Raw genomic sequence first — 22,604 nt, forward strand, 5'->3', positions numbered from 1 at the left:
AGCCCGGACGGCCCCGTGCTCAGCGCGCCCGCCGCAGCCCGCGCAGGAAGCTCCACAGCGGAGAGCGCGACTGCGGCGCCGCGGCCTCGGCAGGTGCGGACGGCTGCGGCATCGGGGCGCCGGCGGCTGGGGAGGCGGGGACACGGCCCTCCGCCAGCTGATACTGCACGGGCAGCGACCGCAGCGCGCGCATGAAGGGGGAGGGCCGCCAGGGCAACTGGTCGGGCGGCAGCGCCGGCTTCAGCTTCGAGCAGTGGTTGAAGAGCCGCTGTACGGCGATCGTGGCGATCTGGGTGGCCAGCCGCTGGCCCAGGCAGCCGTGCGGCCCCGCGCCCCAGGCGAGGTGCGCCCGCGTGCTGCGGATGGCCTGGTGATCGAGCGCCCCCGCGAACCGCGGATCGGCGTGGGCGGCGGCGACGGAGAGCATCACCGGGTCGCCGCCCCCGATCGTGTAGTTGCCCATCTTCACGTCCGTCATCGGGAAGCGGAAGGTCAGGTTGGCCATCGGCGGATTGAGCAGGGCGGCGCGGTTGACCGTCTCGTCGATCGCGCCCACGGACAGGCTCTCCCGCATGGTCGGATTGGAGACGACCTCGACGACCACGTTGCAGACCAGGCTGGCGGTGAAGTCCAGCAGGCCGGGCAGCATGAGCAGCTCGCGGGCCAGCTCGTCCAGGGTGAGGTCGGGGTCGGCCTCGATCATGTAGGACGGCAGGTCGTCCCCGGGGTGCTGCCGCTTGGCGGCAGCGAGCTCCGTCATGGACGCGTACAGGCGCTGGAACGCCGCGGCCGCGTCCGGGCCGGCGTCGATCATCCGCCAGATGTCCATCACGACCTCTTCGCCGCGGTCGGCGGTGAAGCCGAGCAGGCGGTTGGCGACCATCAGCGGCAGCGGCCGCGCGTACTGCGCCGCCAGGTCCGCCCACCCCGTCGTGCCGCCTTCGGACAGGACGCCGATGAGGTCGTCGGCGTACTGCTTGATGGCCTGCTCCAGGAGCTGGGCCTGCGGGCGGGTGTGGTCCTGGAACGGCGCGAGCGCCTTCGTCCACGCGGCCCGCAGCCGGTGCTGCGTCGCGCCCTCCGCGAACGCCGAGTTGTTGACCTGGAAAACCGGAAGCAGGGGCCAGTCCGCCGGTACGCGGCCCTCCCCGTACGCCCGCCACCTGTCGACGTTCTTGCTCCAGATGCCGCCCTTGTTCCGCAGGACGTGCAGCACTTCCTCGTATCCGACGACGAACCACACAGGGACACCGAGGAGATCGACGGGGGCGACCGGGCCGTACCTGGCGCGCAGGTATTCGTGCACGGAGCTGGGGTTCGCGTCGTAGTCCCTGGTGAGCAGTGCTTCCACCGACATGGATGCCAAGGTTTCAGCCGACTGCTGAGGCCACGGGCCGTTGGTCACAGTGATGAACTACCTCTCTCTGGTCGCCGCTCGCGCGCTGGGAGCTACCGGCCAAATCACTTAAGAGTTCTGTAGCATCACTTATACCGTGCGTTATGGCAAGAGGGATGATGGTGCCGTTACCGCCTACCGGGGATGGTTCTGGACCGGGGCGAGGCTCACGCAGCAGCGGTTGTCGCCCGGTTCGAGCAGGGCCCGCACCGCGGGCGGCGCGAGGCCCTCGACCAGCCCGGTGATCAGGGCGTGGTTCATGTGGCAGACCAGCTCGGTGTGCGCCTCCGCGAGCGCGTGGAACGGGCAGTTGGCCATGATGGTGCGCTCGCCGTCGCCGCGGGGCTCGTAGCCGCACTCGCTCAGCGTCCCGGCGGCGAGGTCGAGCGCCGCCTGCGGGGTGGCCGGGCGGCCCTCGGCGGCCATCGCGGCGGCGGCCAGGGCGGCTCCGTGCTCGGCGGCCACCCGCCCCAGGGCCTCCAGGACGGGTGCGCCGGTGGCGGCCGATTCCGTGATGGCGGCGGCCATGAGGCGTCCGGCCAGCAGGTAGTCGCGGCTCGGCAGGGAGACGGTGATCTCGCGGGGCGCGCGGCGGTAGAGCTTCGAGCTGCGTCCCGCGCCCGGTCCTGACCGGCCGGCGAGCCGGGCGTAGACGGCTTCGAGCAGTCCTTCCGCCTCCAGCCTGTCGAGGTGGAACTTGGCCTTGTGCCGGGCGATCCCGATGGCCTCCGCCGCCTGGTCGCGGCTGACGGGGGCGGCCTGCGCGCACACGAACAGATACAGCTCCTGGCGTACGGGCTCGGCGAGGGTGCCGATGCCTGTGACGTTCTGCTCGAATCCGCGCACACGCCTGCCTTTCTAAAGGACAGAAGTATTGACGTTACAGAGGTGGCCTTCTAACGTACAAACTATCATCCGTTAGGAGTCAAGCCATGGGCACAGATCTCGCCACCCGCCTGAAAAGCCCCTCCTACCAGGCCTTCGCGCTGTTGCGCACCGCGTTCACGGTCGCGCCGATCCTGTTCGGACTCGACAAGTTCACCAACATCCTGACCGAGTGGACGATGTACCTCGCGCCGTGGATCGACCGGCTCGTGCCCGGTGACGCCTCGACGGCGATGCGGATCGTCGGCGTCATCGAGATCCTGGCCGGCGTGCTGGTCGCGTTCGCGCCCCGGATCGGCGCGTACGTCGTGGCCCTGTGGCTCGCCGGGATCATCGTCAACCTGCTGACGCTGTCCGGCTTCTACGACATCGCGCTGCGGGACTTCGGCCTGATGATCGGGGCGCTGGCCCTGGGCCGGCTCGCCGAGGCGCAGGCCAAGATCGACGCCTAGGGTCCGCCGGGGGCGATGATCCGCCACGCCGACGGGTGCAGCGTCCAGGCATGGGAGGGCTTGGCCTGGGTCAGCTCCCCGTCGGCGTTGGTGGGGACCGGCTCGCCGTCGACGGCGATCGAGCGGCCCCTGAGAGTCACGACGTCGTCATGCGCGCGCTGCCTGCCGAGCCGCAGCAGGATCCCGAAGGTCAGGCGGGCCAGGGGTGACACGGCGAAAGAGACGACGACGTCCGCCAGGCCGTCGTCGGGCCGCGCGGCCGGCGTCAGCGGGGTGCCTCCGCCGATCGAGGTGCCGTTGCCGACGCCCACCATGAGGATCCGCCGGCGGCCGTCGGCGACGGTCTCGCCGTCCACCCGGACGCGCAACCGCCACCCCTTGGTACGGACGCCCGCGACCAGCGCGCCCGCGGCGTAGGCGGCCCGGCGCAGCCACGGCTTGAGCGGGCCCGCCTGCTCCGCGGCCAGCGCGCCGACGCCGACGTGCACGGCGTTCACCACGATGCCGCCCTGATCGTCGACGAGCACGTCCATCGGCCGCTCCCGGCCGTGCAGGACCGTCATCGCGGCCTCGCGGGGATCGAGCGAGATGCCCAGCGCGCGCGCCATGTCGTTGCCGGTGCCCATCGGGATCAGGCCGACCGGCCGCGCGGCCGGCTCGTCGCGCGCCAGCAGCTCCGCCACCAGCGTGTGCAGGCTGCCGTCGCCGCCGAGCACGACCGGCACGCGATCGGGGTGCTCGGCCAGCGCCCGGCCGACGTCCTGCGGCCGTTCCGTCACAAGGTCCACGACGTCGGCCGCGTCGCCGAGAGCGTCGAGTATCGCCCGACGCCCCTCCTCACCGGCCCCGCCCGCGGCCGGGTTGCCCAACACCAGCAGTCTCCGGGCCATCGCGCCTCTCTCCCGACGTGTTCGCAGCCCGATGCCCGTGATCCGCCCGCCGAAACCGCCGATCGGTCAGGGGGCCGTCCTAGCCGTACCAGCGCCAGCCGGTCCTGCGGGGACGTCCGGGCGTTTCGAGGCGGCCGGTGGCCCACAGAAGGGTGGACCACGGGTCGTCGACGACGGGCACGCCGGGGAACAGCCGCGCCAGGGCCGGCGCGCTCAGGTCCTGCTCGGGCACGCAGTCGCGGTGCAGCCCCTGGGCGATGTCGTGGGTGTGGACGAGGGTCTCGACGACGCCCAAGCGGCACGCGTGGCACGTCCACTCCAGGCGCGTCCTCCGGACTGTGGCCTGCGGAAAGCGTACTAACGCCGAAAGGTCGTACATAACGGCTAAAGCCGCCTTTGTGCTTGTCATGTCGAAGTTGCCATTTGCCGTTTTCCTGACCTTATGTGGATTAACGGGATGGCAGCGTGGAGCTTGACACGTCACTTCGGGACCACCGGAGAGGACACGCTGTGAAACACCGAGCTCCACGCCAGGCGAAGGCCCGCGGGCCCGCGCCCCGATCCCAGGTCCGCGCGGCCGTCGCGGCGCTCGCGCTGCTCGTGCCGGTCGGCATGCAGGCAGGCACGCCGGTGCGGGCCGCGGTGGATCCGTGCCCGTCGCCGGGCGCGGCCAGGTCCACCGTCGTGCTGGTGCACGGCGCGTGGGCCGACGCCTCCAGCTGGAGCGGCGAGGTGCGCGCGCTGCAGCGGGCGGGCCACACCGTACGGGCCGTGGCCAATCCGCTGCGCGGCCTGACCGGCGACGCCCAGACCGTGCGGGACTTCCTGGACACCCTCTCCGGCCCGGTCGTGCTCGTGGGCCACTCCTACGGCGGTGCGGTGATCACGAACGCGGCCGACGGCGATCCCGACGTCAAGGCCCTGGTGTACGTGGACGCCGCCGCGCCCGACGTGGGGGAGACCACCGGGCAGCTCAGCGGCTCCGGCTCGGCCCTCGGCGCCGACCCGGCCACCCTGTTCGACCGCGCGGCCTACGCCGGAGCGCCCGCGAAGGCGGCCGATCTGTACCTGAAGCAGGAGGTGTTCGCCCGCTCCTTCGCCTCGGACCTGCCCAGGGAGACCGCCGACCGGCTCTGGGCCTCCCAGCGGGCCGCCTCGACGGCCGCGTTCTCGACGCCGTCGAAGGCCGCGGCGTGGAAGACGATCCCGTCGTGGTACTTCATCGCCTCCGGCGACCGGATCATCGTCCCGAACTCGCAGCGGGCCATGGCCAGGCGGGCCAACTCGAAGATCACCGAGTTCGCGGGCGGCTCCCATCTGGCCTTGATCTCGCATCCGGGCGCCGTGACGCGGGTGATCGAGAACGCGATCTGCTCGGTGCGCTGAGCGATCGCCCGCTTGGGAGGGGGCATGCGCCGAGGACTACGGGACCGGGTGGGCGGGATGAGCCTGCAGAACCGCCTGGCGTTCTTCGCGGGCGTCGCGGTCTGCCTGCTCTGCCTCGTCTTCTCCTTCCTCTTCCTGAACGTGGCGCACCACGCGGCCACGCTGAAGCTCATCGACGAGGTGACCGCGGACGGTGAGCTGGCCGCGTACTACCTCGAACACGGCGAGCGCGTCGATCCGCTGCCCACCATCCCGCCGGACCTCATCCGTCCCGTCCAGGTGGTGGATCCGCGTGGGCGGGTGGTCGCCGCCAGCAGCGACCTGCGGGGCAAGCCCGCCATGTCCCGGCTGGTGCCGCAGCCGCCGCGCCGCACGGCCACCACGGTCGTCTGCGGTCACGTGCTCGCTCCCGGCCGGTGCGACATCGTGGTGGCGCAGCGGGTTCGCCGCGGCGACGGCGAATGGACGGTCTACGCCGCGGCGCCCGCGGTGCCGTTCTACGTCCACCCGTGGCTCCCGGCGCTGCTCCTCGCCGGGATGGTGGTGTTCACCGGCGGCGCGGCTCTCGGCGCCCGGTACCTGGTGAGCCGCTCGCTCGCGCCGGTGGCCGCGGTCCAGCGGCGCCTCGACGACATCCGCAACACCGACCCGAGCGGCAGGGTGCCGGTCCCCGAGGCGAGAAGCGAGATCCACTTCCTGGCCGGCAGCGTCAACCACTGCCTGAACCGGCTGGAGCGCGCGCTGGAGGAGCAGCGGCGCTTCAGCACCGACGCCTCCCACGAGCTGCGCACCCCGATCGCCGCCATGCGGGTCCAGATCGAGGACGCGCTCATGGCGCCGGACGACACCGACGTGGCCACGCTGTCGAACGCCGTCCTGCCCAGCCTGGACCGGCTGGAGGCCGTCGCCTCCGGCCTGCTGGTCCTCAGCGGGCTGGACCGCGGCGCGGGCGAGCAGCTCCAGCCGGTGGACCTGGCCGAGGTCGCGTCGATGGCGCAGGGCGGCCGATCCTGGACCAAGACCGTCGTCGACAACCTGGCTCCCGGCGTCCTGGTCAGCGGCCAGCCGTCGCGGCTGCGCGAGCTGGTCGCCCGGCTGCTCGACAACGCCGAGCGGCACGCGGACACCACCATCACGCTCACCGTCCGGCGCGACTACGAGCGCCTCGCGCAGGACGGCGGGTTCGCCTCCGGCACGGCCGTGCTGGAGGTCGCGGACGACGGCGACGGCATCCCGCCGGACCAGCGGGAAAGCATCTTCGAACGGTTCGCCAGGCTGGACAGCGCACGCAGCAGGGACGCCGGCGGGTTCGGGCTCGGGCTGCCCATCGCCCGGCTGATCGCCGAGAGCCACGGCGGCTCCCTGACCGCCCAGGAGCCCGCCCCCGGAGCCCGCGGCGCGCGCTTCCTCCTCTACCTCCCGCTCAGCTCCCCGCCCGGCCAGCGCTGACGACCCGCGCAGGGGGATTCAGGCCGGATGCGTGGATTCGGGCCCCGTCCGGCCCGGCGAATGGTTACCCTTTGCGTGAAGCCGGTTGCGGAGTGTACGCGGCCCTCGTCCGTCGTGATACCGCTGCCGTCAGCCCCTCGAACACGGGAAGGTGCGGCGAAAGTGGATGATTTCTCGCCGGTGCGGGTCATGCCAGGGCACGTGATGAGCGACGAGGCGATCGATCGGCTGCTGTCCGACCTCGCCGAGGTGTGCCGGCAGGCGTGCGCGGCCCAGGCGGAGGCCGAGCGGCTGCGTGATGAGCTGTCGGCCGCCAACGAGTGGGACGGTGAGCGCGCCGGGCTGCGGGTCGATCCGCGGCGGGCGCTCACCAACGAGCGCACGCTGCTGGCCGAGAACGTCGCCGACGAGCACTACCGGATCGCCCAGCGGCTCACCGCCTGGTGGGTCGACGCGGCGATCTGCGCCGCGGTCTCCGTGGTCTGCGGTACGCCGCTGACCGTGGCGCGGGCGGTGGCCGCCGACCCGAGCCTGTGCATGGAGAGCGAGGAGCTGGCCTTCCTGCCGCCCATCGCGGACGAGGACTGGCAGCTCGCCCGGCTGGCCGTGGACATGGACGAAGCGCTTCCTCCCGGGCAGCGGCCCGACGGCTGGACGGCGGTCGGTGGCTACGAGTTCGCGGCCCAGGTCGGGCTGTCGGTCCGGCGTGACTCCGCCGAGGGGCCGGTGCTGGTCGAGAACGGCGTACCGGAGGCGCGACGCCGGCGGCTGTGGGGGCAGACGTGGATGGCGTACCAGATGCCGCCGCTGCCGGAGACCGGCGGCTTCCTGGAGGCCCTGACCGGCATCGGCGCGCCGCCCGCGGTGACGGCGGCGATCACGCAGGCGTCCGACGCCGTCGACGCGGCCCTGAAGGCCCGCGTCCGCGCGATCGAGCTGGAGAACGAGCACAGCGACACCGACTCCGAGGAGGCCGACGAGCTGTGGAGGCACTACGACCGGCTGCCCGGCCTGCTGATCGGCTACGCCCACACGCTGACCGCGCACCTGCCCGCGCTGCGCGCCGCCCGGTGAGCTGATGACCTGGGCTTTCGCCTCCCCTAGGGTGCATCCCCTAGGCGCGGGGAGGTACGCGCCAGGCCCGGCGTACGCGCGAAGTAGCAGGCCGATTGTCTCCCCTGGCCGGACGTTCGCCGCGGCCGATTTCGTCAGTCTGGACTCAGACGAAAACGACATCGGCAGGGGAGCACGAGATGACCGCCACCATTGAGCACACGATCTCCAAGCTGGCCGCCTGGCTGTCCAGGCACAGCATCGACATCCTGCGGGTCAGCCTCGGGCTGGTCTTCGTGGCCTTCGGCACGCTCAAGTTCTTCCCAGGAGTCAGCCCGGCGGAGGCACTGTCGGTGGCCACGCTGGAGAAGCTGTCGCTGGGGATGCTGTCCGGCTACGCGGCCCAGCTCGTGATCGCCGGTATGGAGGTCTTCATCGGCCTCACGCTGGTGACCGGCAAGCTGCTGAAGACCGGGCTGGTCGTGATGGCCGGAGCGCTGGCCGGGTTCTTCGCCCCGTACGCGCTGTTCTTCACCGATCTGTTCCCCGGCGCCCCGACGCTGGAGGCGCAGTACATCTTCAAGGACATCGTGCTGGCCGCGGCGGCCATGGTGATCGGCGCCCGCGCGCTCGGCGCCCGCCTGGTGCCCGCCCAGGAGCGGGTTCATGACCTCCGCGAGCGGGTGGCCGCCTGAACGGCCCGCCGCGGCGGCGCCTCCCGGAACCCTTCCGGGAGGCGCCTTCACGTGCGGGCGGGCGGCAGCCCGAGCAGGCGGCAGGTCTCGGCGTGCAGGCGCGCGGACGGCACGGCCAGCTCCATCGGCGAGTCGAAGTGGTTGCGCCCACGCTGCTCGAACGCGGTCACCTCGCAGCCGCGCCCCCGCAACCGCGCCGCGAACTCGGACGACTGGCGCTTGAACTCCTCCGTCTCGCGCTCCCCCCAGGCGATCACCACGGGGCAGCGCATGCCGGGCAGGAACATCGGGCTGTGCTCGCCCACCTCGCTTGCGTCGATGCCGACGACCTCGTTCACGTACGTGCGCTGCACCGGGGTCAGGTCGTAGATCCCGCCGAGCAGCACCGCCCCCGCGATCGGCGCGTCCGGCAGCCCCCGCCGCCGCCAGGGGGTGGCGAGCAGCATGGCCGCCAGATGAGCGCCCGCGGAGGACCCGGAGACGACGATCCGATCAGGATCGATGCGATAGTCGGCCGCGTGCCGCCACAGCCAGGCGAACGCGCCGCGTACCTGGTCCACGATCTCGGTGAGCCGGGCGCGCGGGGCCAGGGTGTAGTCCGGCGTGACGTAGCCGGCGCCCGCCCCGACGATGGCCGGAGCCGGGAACGCGCTCTCCTCCTTGGACAGCGCCTGCCAGTATCCGCCGTGGATGAAGAATAGGGCCGGGCGCTTCCCCGCGTCCGCCGCCCGCGGGCCGTAGACGTCCAGCCGGTCATCGGGCCCCGGGCCGAAACGCAGGTCGAGGCGGGCCACGCCGGCCAGCTCGGCCTGGGCGAGACGGCTGCGCAGGGCATAGTCGTCCAGGTACGGCTGGAGGTCGTCCACCAGGCTGCTCGGCGAATACTGGGCGTCCAGTCGCTCCTGGTCGAAGTCCCGGTAGACGTACGCCGTCATGACAGCAGCCGTTCGACGGTCTCCTCGCGCGCCCTTTTCAGCAGGCCGGTGAAGTCGCTCCCGCCGGTGCCCTTGGCCTCAGCCCCGCGCTCGAACCGGTTGATGTAGCGCCCGGTGATGCCGATGTGCTGGGCCCTGAGCCGGGACAGGCCGGCGACGGCCGCGTTGTACGCCTCGGACAGCTGCGGCCACGTGCCCTGGTGCCGCGCGGCGAAGTCGCGGACCGAAGGGCCGGCCTCCAGATCCTGGAGGAAGCGCCGATGCGGCCCCGGCATGTACGCGCGCATGCCGGTCAGGAAGCCGGCGGTCTGCTCGTCGCGATGATCGACGTCGAGCCCGGCATCGAAGGCCTGGATGAGGGCGCTCTGCGCGGCGCTGCCGCCGGCCAGCACCAGAGGCTCACGATCCACGCCTTCGAACCGCAGCCCCGGCGCGGACCAGCCGCTGAGGAACGGCCTGATCCGGTGGTAGAAGACGTAGGAGTCGCACCAGCGCTCGACGTCGAGGAACGCCTCGACCACGCGGTCGAGCACCTTCACAAGAGCGGTCAGCGCCTCGGCGAACCGCGGGTGGTCCTCGTCGGCCGCGGCCTGCTGGGCCCGCACGAGCAGGGACAGCCCGGGGGCGCCGGCCAATTCGACCCCCACGGTCGCGAGGTAGAACCACTTCTCGTCCACACCGCCGAGGAACGTCACCTGCGTGTCGATGTTGGACATGCTCAGCGGCTCCGCCCTGTCGATGCGCCGCCAGTTGTTCAGCACGATCGAGGCATGGGCGACGATCGGCGCCCGGTCCAGCAGCCGGGCGAGCTCGTGCAGCGGGCGTGCCACCGGGGCGGGGAGCGTGCGGGCGAGCGGGGCGCTCCCGTGCACGTACGCGTTCGTCAGGCAGGTCAGCAGCAGCAGGGCCCGTTCCTGCTCGGCGCGGGAGGTCAGCCGGTCCGGCGTCAGCACGGGCATGGCCGCGAGCGCGGGCCGGAGGCGTCCGGTCATGATCAGGGCCGCGATGTTCCTTCCGGTCTGCTCCCAGGGGCGGTAGCAGGCCGGGAGCTCGTCCACCGGGTCCGCCACGGGGACGAATCCGCGGCGTTCGTCGATGGCGTACTCGTCCAGCGCGGTGACGCGCGGTCTGGCGGCGCGTGCAGGCGTCGTGTCGTGGGTCACTGGGCTCTTCTTCCTCGCTTCCTGGCTTCGGCGGTGCCCGAGAGCGAAGCGGCGCTGCCTCCATTGGATCACCTGCCGCCGCCTCCGGGCGGGAGAACGCGTCCCGTGGGTGTCGAAGCCCCTGCCCGGAATGCGGCGTCTCACGGCGGGACCGGCTGCAAGCCGAGATCAATCCCCGCGCAAGGCGCTGACCATAGCGTCGCGGCGTGTCCAAACGACTGGTTCTCGGCGGCGCCGCTCTCGCGGCTGCCGCGGCGATGACGCTCACCCCCACCGGCCCCGCCGCGGCGGCGGCTTCTTCCAGCCCGGCCGCCGCGGCGGCTCCTTCCGGCTCGGCCGCGGCTCCCGCGCCGGGCAAAGTGGCGAACAGGCTGCTGCGCGCCTGGCTGGCCGACGACCGCCCGGCTGCGGCGAAGGTCGCCACACCCGCCGCGGTGAACACGATCTTCACGTACGCCTACCGCGCGCCGGACCGCTTCGACGGCTGCTCGGGCAACGTGTGCCGGTTCGTCCACACGAGCGTGCGGGTGCCCGGCGGCCTCAACGGCATCGCGATGGTCGTGACCGGCTCGAAGGTCACCAAGGTGTACCTGTCGCGGCACATCGTCAAGCCCGCCACCGTGGCCGGCCACCTGCTCGCCGCCTGGAAGCGGGGCGACCGGTGGAGCGGTCTGGAGGTCGCGAGCGCGGGCGCGGTGAAGACGTTGTTCAAGGTGAAGTACGACCAGAACGGCGTCACCCACTTCTTCCAGGGGTGCGGCAAGGAGCCGAAGGGCTACTCGTGCGCCTACTCCTACGAGGGCGGAGCTATGTTCATGCACGTACGCGGCTCCAAGACCCGGGGGTACGAGGTCGGCTCGATCACCTACATCGCCGACTGATCTCGCCCGGCCACACATCACGGAGTCGGCCCTCAACAGGGCGGATAGGGTGATTTGTGGTGATTTCGTCGGGTGTGGGCGAGGGGGACGGGGTGGCGGAGTCGTTCGGGGGGCTGCTGCGGAGGTCGCGTCACGAGGCCAGGCTGACGATCGAGGAGCTCTCCCACGCGTCCGGCGTCAGCGTGCGGGCCATCGGCGACATGGAGCGCGGCGCCAGCAGGGGACCGCAGCGGCGCACCGTACAGGCGCTGGCCGAGGCGCTGCGGCTGGACGACGCGCGGCGGGCGGAGCTGTCGGAGGCCGCACGGGCGGGGCGGCCGCGACAGGAGACCCCCGCGCCGGGCGCGTGTGAGCTGCCGCGCGGCGTGGGCGACTTCACCGGGCGGACACGCGAGCTGGCCGCACTGCGCGAGCTGGCGGAGGGCGAGCAGGCCGCCGTCGTGGCCGCCGTCTCGGGGGCGGCGGGCATCGGCAAGACGGCGCTGGCCGTACGGGCCGCCGGGCACCTGTCCGGCCTGTTCCCCGACGGATGCTTCTACCTGGATCTGCGCGGCATGGACCCGGTCCCCATGGACCCGGGGACGGCGCTGTCCCGGCTGCTCAAGGCGCTGGGCGTGGCCGAGCGGCGCATCCCCGCCGACGAGGAGGAGCGCGCGGGCCACTATCGGGCCCTGCTGCGCGAGCGGCGCTGCCTGATCATCCTGGACAACGCGGCGCACGAAGCCCAGGTACGCCCGCTGCTGCCGGCCGGCGGCCCGGCGATGACGCTGGTCACCAGCCGCCGGCCACTGGCCGGGCTGGAAGGCGTGCACCAGGTCCCGCTGGCGCACCTGGCCGCCGGGGAGTCGGCGGCGCTCCTGCGCGCGATCGTGGGAGCAGAGCGCGCGCAGGCCGATCCGGACGGAGTGGCGCGGGTGGCGAGCCTGTGCGGGAACCTGCCGCTGGCGCTGCGCATCGCCGGGAACCGGTTGCAGAGCAGGCCGGGCTGGACGGCCGGGCAGCTGGCCGCGCGGCTCGGCGACGAAGGGCGGCGGGTGGAGTCCCTGGCCGCGGGCGATCTGTCGGTGGCCGCCGCCTTCGCGCTGTCGTACCGGCAGCTCTCCCCTCCGGCCCGCCGGAGCTTCCGCCGCCTGGCGCTGGCCACCGCACCGGACTTCGGGGTGCCCATGACGGCGGTCCTGGCCGAGCTCGGCCAGGACGAGGCAGAGGACGCCCTGGAGGAGCTGGTCGACCTCGGTCTGCTGCAGTCGCCGTACCCTGGCCGCTACCGCTTCCACGACCTGGTACGGCTGTTCGCCCGCGCCCGGCTGTCGGAGGAGGAGCCCATCGACGCCGAGCGGCAGGCGCGGCGCCGGATGGACGACTGGCTGCTGGAGGTCGCCACGGTCGCCGGGCGCTGGTTCGAGCCCGGCTACGGCGCGCCGCCGCAGGACTGGAGCTCCCTCGTCGAGCTGAACAGCGCGCAGCAGGCGCAGGAGTGGCTCCAGGCGGAGGGCGGGGCCTGGCTGGCGGCGCTGCGGCAGTCGGCCCGCGTCGGCGAGCACGCGCGCGTGGTCGAGGTGGCCGAAGCGATGCACTGGTTCTCGGACCTGTGGATGCACTGGGGGCACTGGCCCGAGGTGTTCGAGCTGTCCGCCACGGCCGCCCGCGCCATGGGCGACCGCCGGCAGGAAGCGGTGCATCTCAACTATCTGTCCTGGGCGCAGACCTACTGCCAGGCCCGTTTCGGAGAGGCGGAGTCGACCGCGCTGCGCGCCTTGGAGCTGGCCCGCGACCTCGGCGACGTACGCCAGCAGGGCTGGGCCCTGACCTACGCCACCTGGGCGCTGTGGGGCCGTGACGACCGGCCGAGCAAGGAGACCGCTCTCGGCCACATCCGGCAGGCGGCGGAGTGCTTCCAGCGGGCCGGCGACACGGAGGGCTACGCCCAGGCCGTGGTGAGCGTGGGCAACTGCCTGCGCAGGCTCGGCCGGGTGGAGGAATCCGTGCGGCACAACCTGGCGCTGGTGGAGCGGCTGCGCGATCCCGCCTTCGGCGGCTCGCCGGCCATCGTTCACCACGCCGTCGGCACGGCGCTGGACCTGGTGGGCGAGGGCTATCTGGAGCTCGAACGCTGGCAGGAGGCCGCCGACCACTACCGCCAGGCGTTGCCGGAGCTGCGGCGGCGCCCGATCGCCCGGGCCGTGGCGCTGTCGCTGACCAATCTGGGCCGGGCGCTGGTGCGGCTTGAGGAGGTGGAGGAGGCGCGCGCGGCGTTCCTGGAGGCCTTGGAGCTGTACGAGGGTGCCGGGGACACCGGGCGGGCGGCTCAGGTGCTGAAGGAGCTCGACCGGATCCCACTAGATGAGCCGGTCACGGGTCGGCGAAGCGCTGGATGAACGTCAGGGCGGTGCCGCAGACCTCGCGCCAGCCGTTGTCGATGGTCAGCGAGTGGGCGCGGCCGGGCAGTTCGACGATCTCGGTCAGATGGTGGGCGTTGCGGGCCTGGACCTCGTAGGCGGCGTGGGCGACGGCCCAGGGAGCGGTACGGTCCAGTTCGCCGGAGATGAACAGCAGCGGGCCCCGGTCGTGCGCCGTGGCGTTGAGCTCGTGCGGCGGTGCCTGGGGCACCGGTGTCACGAACGTCTCGTACAGGCGCCTGGCCTCCTCCTCGCCGGCCGTGCCGGCGAAAGCGTGGCGGAACCGGTCGTAGGTGAGCGCGACGGCCGGCTCGGGCGGCGGTGCCTCCCGGAAGGGCACCGGGCTGATGGCCACGGCGGTGCTCGCCAGGCCGCGTCCGGCGAGGATCTGCGTGAGCAGCGCACCGGTGGAGTGGCCGACGACGGCGGGCTTGCGCTCCAGGCGGGCGATCAGGCCTGCGAGGTGGTCCGTGATCAGGCCCGTGATGTGGCCCGTGATGTGGCCCGCCACCGTACCGGCCGTTCTGCCCGGGATGATGGGGGCGAAGCCCGCCTCGGCGAACACCTGAGCCCAGTGCTCCCAGCTCGACGGCCGCAGCCACGGGCCGCCGACGAAGACGACCGGGATCCGGCCGGTGGCGTTGGCGTGGCGGATCTGGGCGGCGACGTCGCAGGTGGAGGGCATGAATCCGTCCTGGGGTGGGGGAGCCGGCCCGTACGGTGGCGTGCTGGCGGCCCCGTACGGACCAGGAAGGGGTGCCTCAGCTCGCGGTGAGCGCCCGGCGGAGCGTGCCGGCGGCCAGCCCGATCGCCGACTCAGCCGCGTGCGTCTCGCGCAGCGCGTTCAGCATGACGAAGTCGTGGATGATCCCCTGGTAGCGCACGGCCGTCACCGGCACCCCGGCGGCGCGGAGGTGGTTCGCGTACGCCTCGCCCTCGTCCCGCAGCACGTCGGCCTCGCCGGTGATGATCAGCGCCGGAGGCAGGCCGGCCAGGTCCTCGGCGGTGGCGCGCAGCGGGGAGGCGGTGATCTCGGCGCGCTGGGCCGCGTCGGTCGTGTACTGGTCCCAGAACCACTGCATGCCGTCCCGCCGCAGGAAGTAGCCCTCGGCGAACTGGTGGTAGGAGTCCGTGTCGAAGGACGCGTCGGTCACCGGGTAGAACAGCACCTGCTGGCGCAGCGGCACCCCGCCGCGCTGCTTGGCCATGATCGTCAGCGCGGCGGTCATGTTGCCGCCCACGGAGTCGCCGGCCACCGCGATGCGCGCGGCGTCCAGGCCCTGCGACGCGCCCTCGGCGACGACCCACTGGGCCACCGTCCAGTTCTGCTCGATCGCGACCGGGTAGCGGTGCTCGGGCGACAGGTCGTACTCGGGGAAGACGACGGCGGCGCCGGCGCCCACCGCGAGCTCGCGCACCAGCCGGTCGTGGGTGTGGGCGTTGCCGAAGACCCAGCCGGCGCCGTGGATGTAGATGATCACGGGCAGGTCGCCCGTGCTGCCCGCCGGGCGGACGATGCGCGTCCTGACCTCGCCGGTGGGGCCGCCGGGGACCGTGATCCACTCCTCGTCCACGTCGGGCTTGTCCACCTCGCCGGACTGTACGTCGTCCACGGCCTTACGGCCCTCCTCCGGGGGGATCTGGAAGAGGTACGGCGGCTGGGCGGTGGCCTCGGCGAAGGCTTGCGCGGCCGGTTCGAGTACGGGCTTGCTCATGATCGCTCCATGGGGTGAAACAGGGCTTCCGTGCACCGGCAATCCAAGCAAGCGGTGTGGTGGGAAGGCGAGGCAGAAACACCGGCAGAAGTAGTTTTTCGCCTCGTACCCGCTGGTCACGGCCTGTTTGGATCAGCGCTGAGCACTGACACCCCGCCCGAGAAGGAGCACTTCCATGACGGAAAGCAGCACACCGGCAGTCGTCCTCGTGCACGGCGCGTTCGCGGACGCCGCCAGCTGGTCCGGCGTCATCGCCGAGCTGCAGGAGCACGGCATTCCCGTGGTGGCCCCGCCCAACCCCCTGCGCGGGCTGGCTGCCGACGCGGCCTACGTCGCCTCCGCCATCGCCCAGATCGACGGGCCCGTGGTGCTGGTGGGCCACTCGTACGGTGGCGCGGTCATCACCGTGGCCGGTGCGGCCGAGAACGTCGTCGGTCTCGTCTATGTCGCCGCGTACGTCCTGGAGAAGGGCGAGAGTCTGGGCGAGCTGCAGGGGCGCTTCCCGGAGCCGCCGCTCGGCGCGAGCCTGCGGCCGGCCTCGTACCCGGTCTCGTACCCGGCGGCGACCGCCGTCGAGCTCGCGATCGTCCCCGAGGCGTTCCCGCAGGTCTTCGCGGCGGACGTGCCCGCGGAGGTCACCCGGGTCCTGGCGGCGGCGCAGCGGCCGCTCGCGGCAGGAGCGTTCACCGAGCCCGCGAGCGCGGCGGCCTGGCGGACGAAGCCCTCGTGGGTCGTCGTCGCGGGCGCCGACCAGGCGATCAACCCGGACGTCCAGCGCTTCGGCGCCGAGCGGGCCGGTGCGACGAGCGTGGAGGTCGCGGGCGCTTCACACGCCGTCGCGATGTCACGGCCGAAGGAGGTCGCCGACGTGATCCGCCAGGCGGTCCAAGCCACGCCGGCCTGACGCGCCGCCATCGGGCGGCCAGCCGCCCGCCGGCCGCAGCCGCTCCGGTCGGTCGGCCGTCGGGTGCGACGGCTGCGCCGGTCGGTCGTCTGCCCGGCGCGGCAGCTGCTGCCGGGTCAGCCGTCCCCTGGCGCGGCGGGTGCGGCCGGTCAGTGGGTGGACTCGCGGATCTTCAGCTCGAAGGGAGCGGTGTAGGCGACGGTCGGGCGGGCCGGGTCCTGGATGCGGTCGGTGATCAGCTCGACGGCCTTGGCGGCCATCCACCGGTGATCGGGGGCCACGGTGGACAGCGAAGGCACCAGGTAAGCCGCCTCCCGGATGTCGTCGAAACCCACGAGGCGGACGTCGTCGGGGACCCGGACGCCGCGGTCGGCGAGGCCGCGGAGCACGCCCTGGGCGACGGTGTCGCTCACCGCGACCACGCCGTCCACCTCCAGGCCCGAGTCGACGAGACGGTGGGCGGCGGCCCGCCCCGACTCCAGGGACATCCCCCTGGCGGTGAACAGCAGGGCCGGATCGGCTTCGAGCCCCCGCGCGGCGAACGCGGCGAGGTAGCCGTGGTGGCGGCGCGTCACCACGTTCACGCCGTAGAGGGAGCTGCCGGTGACGACGGCGATCCGGCGGCAGCCCCGATCGATGAGATGCGCGGTCGCCGCCTCGGCGCCCTCCTCGTTGGGCATCGCGACGTGGTCGAAGCGGGCGGCGAAGTCCTGCTCGCCGAGCATCACGATCGGGTAGTCGCCGCCGGTCAGCCGCGAATCCTGGGGATCGAGCCCGACCGCGCTGAGGATCAGCCCGTCGAAGTGCAGGGCGTGCGAATGGGTGATCGCGTTGAGCTCCCCGGCCGCCGCCGCGCCGGTCTGTTCGATCGCGACCTGGAAGCCGTGGTTGCGCGCCTGGTCGATCACGTGGGCGGCGAGCTGGCCGAAGTAGGGGCGGTCGACCTCGGGCACGGCGAGCCCGATGACGCCGGTCCGCCCGGATCGGAGCGTCCGGGCGGAGACGTTGACGCGGTAGCCCGACTCGCGGATCGCCTCCAGCACACGCCGGCGAACCTGCTCACTGACCCCTGAGCGGTCGTTGATGACGTTGGAGACGGTCATCTTCGACACCCCGGACAGCTTGGCGACGTCGCTCATGGTGACCATGCCGCTCCTCAGGTCCTGGCCCCCTCCGGCCGGATTCGATCCGATCGACCCTGGCCGCGGATCTGAGTTTACTGCGCTTGACCGGCGGCGGCTAAGGCCGCCGGTCAGGGTGCCGGTCAGGAGACGGACGCCTCCACGGTGACGAAGGAGTGGGCGGGCAGGTGCACCCGCAGGCCGGCGGCCGTGGACGTCACCTGGTCATGGGCGCGCGGCGCGACCGTGTCCGGCGCGTCGGGGGTGTTGTGGTCCTGGAGCGCGCCGGCGGTGAGTATGCGGGAACGGACGTCCGTGACCGCGCCGCCGCGCAGGTCCAGCACGACGTCGGCCGGCTCTGCCGCGTCCAGGTTGGACAGGGAGACGAGCACCCGGTCGTCCTTGCGGCTGGCCGAAACCGAGACGGTCGTCAGCTCCGCAGAACCGACCGTGCGGGCCGGCGCGCCGGAGGGCAGGTCCACGCGGAGCGAGGCCGCGTCGTGGTGGCCCTTGTTCATCTCGAACACGTGGTAGGTGGGGGTGAGCACGAGCGCCTTGGACTCCGGGTCGGTGAGGATCATGGCCTGCAGCACGTTCACCGTCTGGGCGATGTTGGCCATCACCAGCCGGTCGGCGTGGCGGTGGAAGATGTCGAAGTGGATGCCGGCGACCAGCGCGTCGCGCAGGGTGTTCTGCTGGTAGAGGAAGCCGGGGTTGGTGCCCGGCTCGACGTTCCACCAGGTGCCCCACTCGTCCAGCACCAGGCCGACGTTCTTGCCCGGGTCGTAGCAGTCCATCACGTTCGAGTGCCCGGTGAGGAGCTCGTCGACGCGGGCGGCCTGGACCATCGTGCGGTAGTAGTCGTCGGTGCCGAACACGGTGGCGTCGCCCTTGTCCTGCCACGTGCCGGCGATGGTGTAGTAGTGCACCGACAGCGCCTGCGTGTATCCGGCGGGCCGGTAGGCGCAGCCCAGGTCGCCGAGCATCTTCATGAGCGTCTCGGTCCAGGCGTAGTCGTCGGAGTTGGCGCCGGCCGCGATCCGGTACAGCTTGTTGCCGCCGTGGTCGCGGCAGTACGTGCCGAACCGGCGGGCCTCGGCGGCGTACTGCTGAGCGGTCATGTTGCCGCCGCACCCCCACGCCTCGTTGCCGAGCCCCCAGAACGGCACCCGCCAGGGCTCCTCACGGCCGTTGGCCTTGCGCAGCCGGACCATCGGGGAGTCGCCCTCGCGGGTGAGGTACTCGACCCAGTCGCTCATCTCCCTGACGGTGCCGGAGCCGACGTTCCCGCTGATGTACGGGTCCGCGCCGAGCAGCTCGCACAGCGCCATGAACTCGTGGGTGCCGAAGTGGTTGTTCTCCTCGACGTTGCCCCAGTGGGTGTTGACCATCGACGGGCGCTGGTCCTTGGGGCCGATGCCGTCCATCCAGTGGTACTCGTCGGCGAAGCAGCCGCCGGGCCAGCGCAGGTTCGGGATGTTCAGGGCGCGCAACGCGTCCACGACGTCGAGCCGGAGGCCGCCGGCGTTCGGGAGGTCGCTGTCCTCGCCCACGTAGAAGCCGCCGTAGATGCACCGGCCCAGGTGCTCGGCGAAGTGGCCGTAGAGATGCCTGCTGATCTGCGGGCCTTTGACGTCGACGTTGATGACTGCGGACACGACGGCATTCACAGGAGGGGCGCCTTCCGGAGCTTTATCGATACAACAGCGGCTACTTTATCGATACAACAGCAGGTGTCAAGGGGCCGTGCGGGCGGCGGCATGGAAGGATGTTCACGTAAACATCTCTCGAACGACGACAGGCAGGCAGGAGTGGTAGTGACCGCTGACCATGCTGATCACGCTGACGGCGGGCCCCGCTGGCTTCGCTGGCCCTCCGAGCCCGCGCGCCCGCGGCTGGCCTTCGGCGCCGACTACAACCCCGAGCAGTGGCCCAGGGAGGTGTGGCAGGAGGACGCCGAGGCGATGCGCCGCGCCGGGGTGAATATCGTCTCCCTGGCCGTCTTCTCCTGGGCGCGGCTCCAGCCGGGGCCCGGCCGGTGGGCGTTCGACTGGCTGGACGAGGTCATGGACCTGCTGCACGCGTACGGCATCGCCGTGGACCTGGCGACCGCGACCGCGTCCCCGCCGCCGTGGCTGACCGCCCGGCACCCCGAGATCCTGCCCGTCGATCACGACGGCCGCACGCTGTGGCCGGGCGGGCGCCAGCACTGGCGCCCGACCTCGCCGATCTTCCGCGAGCACGCGCTGCGCCTGGTCCGGGCCATGGCGGAGCGGTACGGGCGCCATCCGGCGCTGGCCGCCTGGCATGTCTCCAACGAGCTGGGCTGCCACAACGTCTACGACTACTCCGACGACGCGGCCACCGCCTTCCGCGCCTGGCTGCGCGCCCGTTACGGCACCATGGAGGCGCTGAACCGGGCCTGGGCCACGGCGTTCTGGTCCCAGGCGTACGGCGACTGGGCGGAGATCCTGCCCCCGCGCCTGGCCGCGACCTACCCCAACCCGACCCAGCAGCTCGACTTCAAGCGGTTCTCCTCCGACGCGCTCAAGGACTACCTGCGGGCCGAGCGGCGCCTGCTGGCCGAGCTGACGCCGGGCGTCCCCGTGACCACCAACTTCATGGTCATGGGCGAGACCAAGGGCATGGACTACGCCGGCTGGGCGGGCGAGGTCGACTTCGTGTCCAACGACCACTACGTGCTGCCCGGGCCCCAGGGCCAGGACGAGCTGTCGTTCTCCGCCAACCTCACCGGCTGGCTCGCCGGGGGCCGGCCGTGGTTCCTCATGGAGCACTCCACCAGCGCGGTGAACTGGCAGCCGGTCAACCTGCCCAAGAAGCCCGGCGGCCTGGCCCGCGACTCGCTGACCCACGTGGCGTACGGGGCCGACGCGGTCTGCTTCTTCCAGTGGCGGCAGTCGGCGGGCGGCGCCGAGAAGTACCACTCGGCGATGGTCCCGCACGCCGGCACCGACAGCGAGGTCTTCCGCTCGGTCGCCGGCCTCGGCGCGACCCTGGAGGCGCTCGCGCCGGTCGCGGGCACCCGCCGGCGCCGCGCGGCCGCCGCGATCGTCTTCGACTGGGACTCCTGGTGGGCCGCCGAGCTGGACTCCCACCCCACGTCACGGCTGCGCTACCGGCAGGAGGCGCTCGACTGGTACTCGGCGTTCGCGGACGCGGGCGTGCGGGCCGACGTCATCCCCGCCGCCGAGTCGTTCGCGCACTATGACCTGATCGTCGCGCCGATCCTGCACGTCGTGCCCGGAGCGCTCGCCGAGCGCCTCGGCGCGTACGTGGCCGGCGGCGGCCACCTCGTCACCACCTACTTCTCCGGGATCGTGAACGAGCACGACCACGTGTGGCTCGGCGGCTACCCCGGCGCGCTCCGCGACCTGCTCGGCATCCGGATCGAGGAGTTCGGGCCGCTGCCCGACGGCGAACGGGTCGAGCTCGACCTCGGCGTGTCCGGCACGCTGTGGAGCGACCGGATCGACGTCACCGGGACCGACGTCAAGGTCGTCGCGCACTACGCGTCCGGCGACCACACCGGGCGGCCCGCCGTCACCACGCGTCCCGTCGGGACCGGCTCGGCGTCCTACGTCTCGACCAGGCTGGGGCCGGACGGGCTCGCGCCGGTGCTGGCCCAGCTCCTGGAGGTGAGCGGGGTGCGCACGGAGCTGCCCGCGTCCCTCGCCGGGGCGGTGGAGCTGGCGGTGCGCGCTGGTGCGGACGCCGACTACTGGTTCCTCGTCAACCGCACGGACGAGAACGTCGAGACCGGCGACGTGGCGGGGGAGGCGCTCGCCGGTCCCAGCCTGGCCGCCGGCCGCACGCTCGGCCCCCGGCAGGTGCGCGTGCTGCGCCGCCCGCACCGCCCCTGAGACCCGCCGCGCCTGCCGCCGCACGAATGCGCGGCGGCAGGCGCAAGGGGGTCACTGGATGCTGAAGCCCTGCTCCTGGCCGTACTTGACGGAGGCGTCCTGCCACGCCTTCAGCCCCTCCTGCAGCGTGGCCGCCCCGGTGTAGGCCTTGCCGACGGTGTCGTTGAAGACGCTGTTGGCGTACACCTGGTACGGCAGGTACGACCACCCGCCCACGACCTGCGTAGCCGATTCGGCGAGGACCTGGTTGACCTGCTGGTCCCCGAAGTACGGAAGCTTCTTGTCGCGGAAGGCCGGCGAGCTGAGCTGCGCGGTCGTGGCCGGGAACGCGCCGCCGTCCACGCGGGTCTGCGCGCCCTCGTCCACGCCGGCGTACTTGAGGAAGGCGTACGCGAGGGTCTTGGAGGCGGCGGCCTCCGGGATGGCCAGGGAGCTGCCGCCGTTCTCGGAGGTGGCCTTGGCGCCGCTCTCCCACTGCGGCATGGGGGCGACCCGCCACTTGCCGGACCCGGCCTTGACGCCGGTCTCCAGGTTGGCCGGCATCCAGGCGCCGATCACCAGCGTGGCGATGCTGCCGTCGCCCAAGCCCTTGTACCAGGCGTCGCTCCACGAGCCGACGGGCGCGAGCAGCTTGCCGCTGACGAGCTGCTGCCAGGCAGCGGTGAACTTCTGCGTGCCCGCGTCGCCGAAGTCGACGCCGACCTTGGTGCCGTCCACCCGGTACGGCTTGCCGCCCGCCTGCCAGATCAGGCTGGTGGTGAAGCCGGCGTCGCCGATGTCGTTGGTGATGTACGCCTTGGGGTCGGCCGCATGCAGCTTCTTGGCCGCCGCGATGTACTCCTCCCAGGTCGCCGGCACCTCGATCTTGTGCTTGTCGAAGACGTCCTTGTTGTAGAACAGCGCCATCGGCCCCGAGTCCATCGGCAGCCCGTAGATCCCCGTGCCGGAGTGGACCGAGCTCCACGGGCCGGGGGTGAAGGTGCCCTCCAGCTTGTCCGCCCCGAACGACGTCAGGTCGGTGACCGACTTGCCCAGCGCGAACTGCGGCAGCGCGAAGTACTCGACCTGCGCGACGTCGGGGACGCCAGAGCCGGCCTTGATGGCGTTCTGCAGGGCGGTGTACTGGTCGTTGCCGGTGCCGGCGTTGACCAGGTTGACCTTCACCTTCGGATATTTCGCCTGGAAGTCGGCCACCACCTGCTTGAGCGTCGGCTCCCACGCCCAGACCGTGATCGAGCCGCCGGCGTTCAGCGCCGCTTCGAGGTCGGTGGCCGACGAGCTCGTGGCCGGCGCGGCCCCAGAGCCGCCGCCGTCACCGGGGGAGCCGCAGGCGGTGGTGATCAGCGATACCGACAGTGCCGCACCCACCAGGAGGGCGTGGCGGCGGGTCATCGTCATG

At 72.3% G+C, this 22,604-nt stretch carries 20 protein-coding genes; 9 read left to right on the forward strand and 11 right to left on the reverse strand.

Going from position 1 to position 22,604, the window contains the following annotated elements:
• Positions 1–19 precede the first annotated feature (19 nt).
• Both ABEA43_RS34640 and ABEA43_RS34645 read right to left on the reverse strand, forming a co-directional pair.
• Positions 20–1,357, reverse strand: coding sequence for a cytochrome P450 (locus ABEA43_RS34640; RefSeq protein WP_345568554.1), 1,338 nt, complete (start codon positions 1,355–1,357; stop codon positions 20–22).
• Between the two features lie 174 nt (positions 1,358–1,531).
• Positions 1,532–2,242, reverse strand: a complete 711-nt coding sequence (locus tag ABEA43_RS34645; RefSeq protein WP_345568555.1) for a helix-turn-helix transcriptional regulator — start codon at positions 2,240–2,242, stop codon at positions 1,532–1,534.
• A gap of 86 nt (positions 2,243–2,328) precedes the next feature.
• On the opposite strand from ABEA43_RS34645, the gene ABEA43_RS34650 reads away from it, so the two are divergent.
• Positions 2,329–2,733, forward strand: coding sequence for a hypothetical protein (locus tag ABEA43_RS34650; protein ID WP_345568557.1), 405 nt, complete (start codon positions 2,329–2,331; stop codon positions 2,731–2,733).
• Here ABEA43_RS34650 and ABEA43_RS34655 read toward each other — a convergent pair.
• Both ABEA43_RS34655 and ABEA43_RS34660 read right to left on the reverse strand, forming a co-directional pair.
• Positions 2,730–3,623 carry a diacylglycerol/lipid kinase family protein gene (locus tag ABEA43_RS34655; protein WP_345568559.1) on the reverse strand — a complete coding sequence of 298 codons (894 nt, stop codon included), beginning with the start codon at positions 3,621–3,623 and terminating at the stop codon, positions 2,730–2,732. The two genes, ABEA43_RS34650 and ABEA43_RS34655, sit on opposite strands and share 4 nt — an antisense overlap.
• Positions 3,624–3,702: 79 nt before the next feature.
• On the reverse strand, positions 3,703–3,918 hold the full coding sequence (locus ABEA43_RS34660) for a hypothetical protein (protein WP_345568561.1): 216 nt from the start codon (positions 3,916–3,918) through the stop codon (positions 3,703–3,705).
• A 215-nt stretch (positions 3,919–4,133) separates the two neighbouring features.
• Between ABEA43_RS34660 and ABEA43_RS34665 the strand changes: the two genes are divergently transcribed.
• From ABEA43_RS34665 to ABEA43_RS34680, 4 genes are all read left to right on the forward strand, one after another.
• Complete coding sequence (locus tag ABEA43_RS34665; RefSeq protein WP_345568562.1) at positions 4,134–5,009, forward strand: alpha/beta fold hydrolase; 876 nt, start codon at positions 4,134–4,136, stop codon at positions 5,007–5,009.
• 24 nt (positions 5,010–5,033) lie between these two features.
• Positions 5,034–6,458, forward strand: coding sequence for a sensor histidine kinase (locus ABEA43_RS34670; protein WP_345568563.1), 1,425 nt, complete (start codon positions 5,034–5,036; stop codon positions 6,456–6,458).
• Positions 6,459–6,620: 162 nt separating this feature from the next.
• Positions 6,621–7,532, forward strand: a complete 912-nt coding sequence (locus ABEA43_RS34675) for a hypothetical protein (RefSeq protein WP_345568564.1) — start codon at positions 6,621–6,623, stop codon at positions 7,530–7,532.
• 179 nt (positions 7,533–7,711) lie between these two features.
• Positions 7,712–8,206: a DoxX family protein gene (locus ABEA43_RS34680; RefSeq protein ID WP_345568565.1), complete on the forward strand. Its 495-nt coding sequence runs from the start codon at positions 7,712–7,714 to the stop codon at positions 8,204–8,206.
• Between the two features lie 47 nt (positions 8,207–8,253).
• Here the strand turns inward: ABEA43_RS34680 and ABEA43_RS34685 are convergent, their stop codons facing one another.
• Both ABEA43_RS34685 and ABEA43_RS34690 read right to left on the reverse strand, forming a co-directional pair.
• Positions 8,254–9,141 (reverse strand): alpha/beta hydrolase, encoded by an 888-nt coding sequence (locus tag ABEA43_RS34685; RefSeq protein WP_345568566.1) that lies wholly within the window; start codon positions 9,139–9,141, stop codon positions 8,254–8,256.
• On the reverse strand, positions 9,138–10,304 hold the full coding sequence (locus tag ABEA43_RS34690; RefSeq protein WP_345568568.1) for an indoleamine 2,3-dioxygenase: 1,167 nt from the start codon (positions 10,302–10,304) through the stop codon (positions 9,138–9,140). Before ABEA43_RS34690 ends, ABEA43_RS34685 begins: the two co-directional genes overlap by 4 nt.
• A 206-nt stretch (positions 10,305–10,510) precedes the next feature.
• Between ABEA43_RS34690 and ABEA43_RS34695 the strand changes: the two genes are divergently transcribed.
• Positions 10,511–11,185: a hypothetical protein gene (locus ABEA43_RS34695; RefSeq protein ID WP_345568570.1), complete on the forward strand. Its 675-nt coding sequence runs from the start codon at positions 10,511–10,513 to the stop codon at positions 11,183–11,185.
• A 59-nt stretch (positions 11,186–11,244) separates the two neighbouring features.
• On the forward strand, positions 11,245–13,563 hold the full coding sequence (locus tag ABEA43_RS34700; protein WP_345568571.1) for an ATP-binding protein: 2,319 nt from the start codon (positions 11,245–11,247) through the stop codon (positions 13,561–13,563).
• Here ABEA43_RS34700 and ABEA43_RS34705 read toward each other — a convergent pair.
• The gene (locus tag ABEA43_RS34705) at positions 13,538–14,269 is read right to left on the reverse strand and encodes an alpha/beta hydrolase (protein WP_345568573.1); all 732 of its coding nucleotides are present in this window, start codon (positions 14,267–14,269) and stop codon (positions 13,538–13,540) included. The genes ABEA43_RS34700 and ABEA43_RS34705 overlap by 26 nt on opposite strands.
• A 76-nt stretch (positions 14,270–14,345) precedes the next feature.
• A complete protein-coding gene (locus ABEA43_RS34710; RefSeq protein WP_345568575.1) occupies positions 14,346–15,299 on the reverse strand; it encodes an alpha/beta hydrolase in 954 nt (317 codons plus the stop codon).
• 175 nt (positions 15,300–15,474) lie between these two features.
• Between ABEA43_RS34710 and ABEA43_RS34715 the strand changes: the two genes are divergently transcribed.
• Positions 15,475–16,203 (forward strand): alpha/beta fold hydrolase, encoded by a 729-nt coding sequence (locus ABEA43_RS34715; RefSeq protein WP_345568578.1) that lies wholly within the window; start codon positions 15,475–15,477, stop codon positions 16,201–16,203.
• A gap of 149 nt (positions 16,204–16,352) precedes the next feature.
• Here ABEA43_RS34715 and ABEA43_RS34720 read toward each other — a convergent pair whose 3' ends face one another.
• Positions 16,353–17,351: a LacI family DNA-binding transcriptional regulator gene (locus ABEA43_RS34720; protein WP_345568580.1), complete on the reverse strand. Its 999-nt coding sequence runs from the start codon at positions 17,349–17,351 to the stop codon at positions 16,353–16,355.
• Positions 17,352–17,467: 116 nt separating this feature from the next.
• Positions 17,468–18,982, reverse strand: coding sequence for an alpha-N-arabinofuranosidase (locus ABEA43_RS34725; RefSeq protein ID WP_345568582.1), 1,515 nt, complete (start codon positions 18,980–18,982; stop codon positions 17,468–17,470).
• 159 nt (positions 18,983–19,141) lie between these two features.
• Here ABEA43_RS34725 and ABEA43_RS34730 point away from each other — a divergent pair, with 159 nt between their 5' ends.
• Positions 19,142–21,205 carry a beta-galactosidase gene (locus ABEA43_RS34730; protein WP_345568584.1) on the forward strand — a complete coding sequence of 688 codons (2,064 nt, stop codon included), beginning with the start codon at positions 19,142–19,144 and terminating at the stop codon, positions 21,203–21,205.
• A 51-nt stretch (positions 21,206–21,256) separates the two neighbouring features.
• Here ABEA43_RS34730 and ABEA43_RS34735 read toward each other — a convergent pair whose 3' ends face one another.
• Positions 21,257–22,603 (reverse strand): ABC transporter substrate-binding protein, encoded by a 1,347-nt coding sequence (locus ABEA43_RS34735; protein WP_345568586.1) that lies wholly within the window; start codon positions 22,601–22,603, stop codon positions 21,257–21,259.
• Between the last annotated feature and the right edge of the window lies 1 nt (position 22,604).

Origin of the sequence: Nonomuraea rosea, assembly GCF_039539705.1 — a bacterium.
In the GTDB taxonomy this organism is placed as follows: Bacteria; Actinomycetota; Actinomycetes; order Streptosporangiales; family Streptosporangiaceae; genus Nonomuraea; species Nonomuraea rosea.

Excerpts from the sequence above, each read along its gene's own strand:
- ABEA43_RS34680 (WP_345568565.1), top strand. The coding sequence starts at position 7,712 with ATGACCGCCACCATTGAGCACACGATCTCCAAGCTGGCCGCCTGGCTG.
- ABEA43_RS34720 (WP_345568580.1), bottom strand. The coding sequence starts at position 17,351 with ATGGTCACCATGAGCGACGTCGCCAAGCTGTCCGGGGTGTCGAAGATG.
- ABEA43_RS34715 (WP_345568578.1), top strand. The coding sequence starts at position 15,475 with ATGACGGAAAGCAGCACACCGGCAGTCGTCCTCGTGCACGGCGCGTTC.
- ABEA43_RS34735 (WP_345568586.1), bottom strand. The coding sequence starts at position 22,603 with ATGACGATGACCCGCCGCCACGCCCTCCTGGTGGGTGCGGCACTGTCG.
- ABEA43_RS34710 (WP_345568575.1), bottom strand. The coding sequence starts at position 15,299 with ATGAGCAAGCCCGTACTCGAACCGGCCGCGCAAGCCTTCGCCGAGGCC.
- ABEA43_RS34650 (WP_345568557.1), top strand. The coding sequence starts at position 2,329 with ATGGGCACAGATCTCGCCACCCGCCTGAAAAGCCCCTCCTACCAGGCC.
- ABEA43_RS34705 (WP_345568573.1), bottom strand. The coding sequence starts at position 14,269 with ATGCCCTCCACCTGCGACGTCGCCGCCCAGATCCGCCACGCCAACGCC.
- ABEA43_RS34640 (WP_345568554.1), bottom strand. The coding sequence starts at position 1,357 with ATGTCGGTGGAAGCACTGCTCACCAGGGACTACGACGCGAACCCCAGC.
- ABEA43_RS34685 (WP_345568566.1), bottom strand. The coding sequence starts at position 9,141 with ATGACGGCGTACGTCTACCGGGACTTCGACCAGGAGCGACTGGACGCC.
- ABEA43_RS34655 (WP_345568559.1), bottom strand. The coding sequence starts at position 3,623 with ATGGCCCGGAGACTGCTGGTGTTGGGCAACCCGGCCGCGGGCGGGGCC.
- ABEA43_RS34670 (WP_345568563.1), top strand. The coding sequence starts at position 5,034 with ATGCGCCGAGGACTACGGGACCGGGTGGGCGGGATGAGCCTGCAGAAC.